General features: G+C 28.2%; 5 protein-coding genes. All 5 read right to left on the reverse strand.

Translation table 11 applies throughout. The features are described 5' to 3' along the window. Positions 1-1,040, reverse strand: a 1,040-nt coding sequence (locus ACRDBA_RS04095; RefSeq protein ID WP_438571649.1) for an aspartate aminotransferase family protein, incomplete at its 3' end; no start/stop codon positions are given. Positions 1,041-1,054: 14 nt separating this feature from the next. Next, the gene (locus tag ACRDBA_RS04100; RefSeq protein WP_438571650.1) at positions 1,055-2,980 is read right to left on the reverse strand and encodes a peptidase U32 family protein; all 1,926 of its coding nucleotides are present in this window, start codon (positions 2,978-2,980) and stop codon (positions 1,055-1,057) included. A gap of 234 nt (positions 2,981-3,214) precedes the next feature. Continuing rightward, positions 3,215-3,595: a hypothetical protein gene (locus ACRDBA_RS04105; protein WP_438571651.1), complete on the reverse strand. Its 381-nt coding sequence runs from the start codon at positions 3,593-3,595 to the stop codon at positions 3,215-3,217. 24 nt (positions 3,596-3,619) lie between these two features. Continuing rightward, a complete protein-coding gene (locus ACRDBA_RS04110; RefSeq protein WP_438571652.1) occupies positions 3,620-4,306 on the reverse strand; it encodes a hypothetical protein in 687 nt (228 codons plus the stop codon). Next, positions 4,299-4,946: ATP-binding cassette domain-containing protein (locus ACRDBA_RS04115; RefSeq protein WP_438571653.1), on the reverse strand; the 648-nt coding region annotated here is incomplete at its 5' end. The genes ACRDBA_RS04115 and ACRDBA_RS04110, both read right to left, overlap by 8 nt.

Here is a 4,946-nt window from a genome sequence, read left to right on the forward strand (position 1 = left end):
TTTATTATAGAATACTTTTCCTTTAACTTTTCTAATCCATTCTTTAAAAGATTTCCAAGTTCCTCTGATCTTTTGCATAAATTATTTTTTTCCATATAATCTAAAACTGCCATAGCTGTCTTAGCTGAAACTGGATTCCCTCCAAGGGTAGATGCTGAAGGTTTAGTAAAGGCTGACGCAATCTTATCATTAGTAGAAAAGGCTGATATAGGCATACCATTACCTAAAGCCTTTGCCATTGTCATTATATCAGGAACTACATCATAATTTTCTATTGCAAACATCTTTCCTGTTCTTGCAAATCCTGTTTGAACTTCATCTATTATTAAAAGTATATTATTCTTTTCTAAAAGGCTTTTTAATTCCTTAAAGTACCATAGAGGTGGCGTTATAATTCCTCCATTACCTTGTATAGGCTCTGCTATTAATGCTGCAATATTCTCAGCACCCTTTTCTTTTATTATCTTTTCTATATCTTCTATAGATTCTCTAGATGCCTCTTCTAAGCTCTTATTTTCACTCCAAGTATTTTTTGCAAAATGGATGCTTTTTGATAATTCAGGGTCAGCTCTCCACATAGGTATTCCTGTAGCACTCATAGTTAAAAATGTTCTACCATGTAAACCTCTATCTAAGGCTATAAAATCATTTTTGCCTGTGTATAACCTAGCTAAAAGCATTGCCCCTTCATTAGCTTCTGATCCTGTACAACAGAAAAATGAACGTCTTAAATCTCCTGGCATTACCTCTGCTAATTTTTCTGCTAAATCTACCATACCATTAGTTAAGTAAAGTATAGTTGTATGTTGAAGTGTTTGCATTTGCTTTATAGTGGCATCTAATATTTCCTTATTACAATGACCACAATTCATTACAGATACTCCTGCAAAAAAGTCAATATATCTTTTTCCTTCTGAATCAAAAAGATATTGCATATCACCCTTTACTATTTCAGGTGGGTTTTTATAAAAGTGATTTTTATGTGATGATGGAAATAAGTATTCCTGCTTTTTTTCTATTATCTTATCTACAGATGACAAATTTAGTCTCCTCCTTAGTTAAATTGCATTGCCCCAAAAGTAAATCCTAAGCAATTATAATTTAATTCTTTAAATATGTTATTGCAATCTTCTATATTTAAAATAGCCTTTTTATATTCTCTTACTACTTTTCTTAAAGTTTCTACATCATAATGACAAGCTTCTATTCTAAAGGATTTTGCGCCTAAATCTTTTAATTCCTTTAATAAAGGCATATAGCAAAGTTCTTTAGATAATAACATATGGTTGTTCCCATTTGAATCTCTATAAACAGGATGTTCATTTCCTTTATCATCTATTAATAATAAAACTCCCTTATCATTATATTTACGCTCTGACTTTTCGCCCTTTTCTTTAACCTTTGTATTTTCATATAAATCATGGCTCATATACATAACAACAGGTGAACCATGAACTATAACTTCTAATGGTAGGCTTGAAGCTTCAAAAGCTTCCTTAGTGTTTCCTGCTGGAGATTCACATGATAAAACTCCTAAATCTAAACCTTGCTCCTTATAGAAGTTTGCGGAAATACCATTATAAATATTTAATGAATAATCCCCTATAAGCTCTAAGTTTAAATCCTTAAATTTACTTATTGCTCCTAAATTAGTTACTAATATACCATCTAAACCTAAATCACTATTTCTTAATAAATGATTATATTTAGAGAAATCATATTCATACATCATTCTTGGTAATCCTAAGTAAACCTTAGATGACTTTTTATTTTTAGTAATCTTTAATATTTCTTCTTTGCTAAATGGAAGATTTGGCTGGAATACTTCCCCTGATAAATAAATGCTATCTACACCCTCTTCAATTGCAGCCATAGCAGATTCATAATTATTAACCTTTATAGATAACTTCACATTATCATTTGATTTATTATCTGAGGATAAAATTTCTTTTACTTCATTAATTCTTTCTTCCTTTATATCAAATTCATCTACAGGCTTACTAAATACCTTTCCTGTACTATAGAACTTACCTGTTCCCTCATATCTTTCATTTATATTAGAAAGACCTGGTTTACCAAAGGCATATGCAGTTGAAAAATCTCTCTTTCTTCCTTCAAATAATTCTTTAGCATGTTTTTTTCTGTTATATGAAATTGGATCATCTATATATCTATTTATTGCATCGCTATAATAATTTATTAAATCTACTAAATAGCTAGCATCTCTCATTCTTCCTTCAATCTTAAATGAAACAACACCTGCTTCAATTAATTCTGGAATATGCTCATACATATACATATCTTTAACTGCTAATGGGAAAGTAGTGTTAAATTCATATCCATCTTTATTCATTTTGTATCCCCATCTACATGGTTTCATACATAAACCTCTGCTACCACTTTTACCAAATAACATTCCACTATACATACATTGTGCACCATGTGCCACGCACATATCCCCATGAACAAAATATTCAAATTCCATATTAGTTTTTACTGAAAATTGTTTTATTGTTTTTAAATCAATATCTCTTGATGTTACTACTCTAGTTACCCCTAAGTCTTGAAGAGTTTTTATAGTTTCAAAATTATGTACATTCATCATTACTGAAGAGTGAATATTAAGCTTTAATCCTAACTTTTTAATAAGTGCAATTACACTCATATCTTGTACTATTAAAGCATCTGGACCAAGCTCTTCTAAATATCTAAAATATTCCTCAGCCATAGTTAAGTCATCTGAACTCAATAAGTTATTTACAGTTATATAAACTTTTTTACCTAATGAGTGAGCTATACTAATAGCTTCCTTAAGCTGCTCATCTGAAAAATTAAAATCTTTTCTATGCATACGCATGTTAAATATTTTTCCACCTAAATAAACTGCGTCTGCACCACTATGTATTACTTCCTTAAATATTTCAAAGTTTCCAACTGGAGCTAATAATTCAACTTCTTGATTATTAAAATATCTACTCATGTTTTTCCTTCTTTCGTTTATTGATTTTTGAATTATTATATCATAGAGAAAAGTTAAATTCACTATATGTTATGTATTATTTAAATTTATCTGATGGTTTTCAATTACTCTTTAGTAGTGATATAACAACAGACATGCCCCTATATAACAATTTCTAACCTTAATAAGTAGTTAAAACTCTATCTAAAGCTAAAAAAATTAGAGTAGGCAATTATAGTCCTACTCTAGAAAGATTTATTCTTTTATATTCCATTTCATTTCAAAATCACCTGAATGATTTTCTGCTATTGCCTTAAAATAGTAATATCCATCATCTAAAACTTCAAAACTAGTTGTATTTTTTAAATCTAAAACTTCATTTTCATCTTTATCTAATAAAAGTAACTTAATTTCTCCATTTTTGGTGTTAAAATTAGTACTTAATTCTATTTTATCACCTTTTTTTAATTTTATCATCTTATAATATTCACCATTAAACTTTTCATAGTTTCCTTTTATATAATCTTTTCCTGAATCTAAACTACCAATTGTAATTACTCCACTTTGAACAGTACATGAAACAAATACCATTAAACTAAATATTAGAGATAAAATTAGCAAATACTTTTTTCTCATAATTATCATTCTCCCTTTTTTAATTTATTTTGAAATAGCCTCTACATCCTTCCAAGAAATAATAAATATAATTATTGAAACTATAAAAAATATCCCTGCAGGATATATTATCCAATTCATATTTAAAGCTAAATCAACCTTTAACATATCTAAAGCTAAAAAACTTACAAATGCTAAAGCAATATTAATTAAAACTCCAACAAATAATAATATAAACCCATTTATCTTCTTACTTATAGTTATAATCATTCCAGAAATAATTTGAATTTCAAGAGCTATTAAAATTAAAACTGTTGCTATAAGTGGTATTACATTAAGATTATTTCCTATGATATAAAATGTAGTTCCACTTTGGAGTATTTTTAAAATCAAAAATGACGCTAATATAAATATTGGATATAAAATCAGCCAAGGCTTTAATGCTTTAAAAAACAATTGTTTTTTACTAAAGGGTAAATGAGCTGTTATTATTGCTGAATTATTCATCTTAGCAAAACCTGAAGCTGCTGCAAATGCAAAAACAGGATACATTCCTATAATAAGTATTACATTTCTAACCAGGGCTTTATACACAATCCAAGTTCTTGAAAGTATTGGATTTTCACTATTTAATAAAATAATAGAAATTGCTCCAATAACTAAAGTTAAAATTATCATAAAAATTGTTGCAATATTTATTTCCCACATATAATCCTTTTTAATTTTAAGCATTACCATACACCTCTCTATAAAGATCTACTACTGATTTCCCCTTCATTCTTAAGTCTTCAACTAATTTATTTTGAACTATTTTTCCTTTCTTTAAAAGAATAACCCTATCAAGCATCTTTTCTATATCGCTTACTAAATGACTAGCTATTATTATAGTGCTTTCATAATTGAAATTATCTAATATCATTTTTATAATATCTTCTCTAGATATTAAATCTATTGCCCCTAAGGGTTCATCCATTATATAAAGAACTCCTTCAACAGAAAGTGCTAATGCTAGGTGCATTTTTTCAACTTGACCTTTAGATAATTTTTTTACCTTGCTATCTAAATCTATATTAAACTTACTAATCATACCCTCAGCTTTTTTACTATCAAAGCTTTCAAAATACTCAGCATAATACTCTATTCCATCTCTTACCTTCCAGGAATGAAGAATTATTGGTGTATCACTCATATATCCAATTCTACCTTTGTCCTTATAAGTAAATTCATTATTATCAAAGTAATACTTTCCACTATCAAAGGAAATTTGTCCTCCTAATATTTTAAGCAAAGTACTTTTTCCCTCTGCATTAGGCGCTAAAAGACCTATTATCTCTCCCCTATTTATTTCTAAATTTACATTATCTAATATAAT

This window comes from Clostridium sp. (assembly GCF_051654825.1).
In the GTDB taxonomy this organism is placed as follows: domain Bacteria; phylum Bacillota; class Clostridia; order Clostridiales; family Clostridiaceae; genus Clostridium.

Excerpts from the sequence above, each read along its gene's own strand:
- ACRDBA_RS04110 (WP_438571652.1), bottom strand. The coding sequence starts at position 4,306 with ATGCTTAAAATTAAAAAGGATTATATGTGGGAAATAAATATTGCAACA.
- ACRDBA_RS04105 (WP_438571651.1), bottom strand. The coding sequence starts at position 3,595 with ATGAGAAAAAAGTATTTGCTAATTTTATCTCTAATATTTAGTTTAATG.
- ACRDBA_RS04100 (WP_438571650.1), bottom strand. The coding sequence starts at position 2,980 with ATGAGTAGATATTTTAATAATCAAGAAGTTGAATTATTAGCTCCAGTT.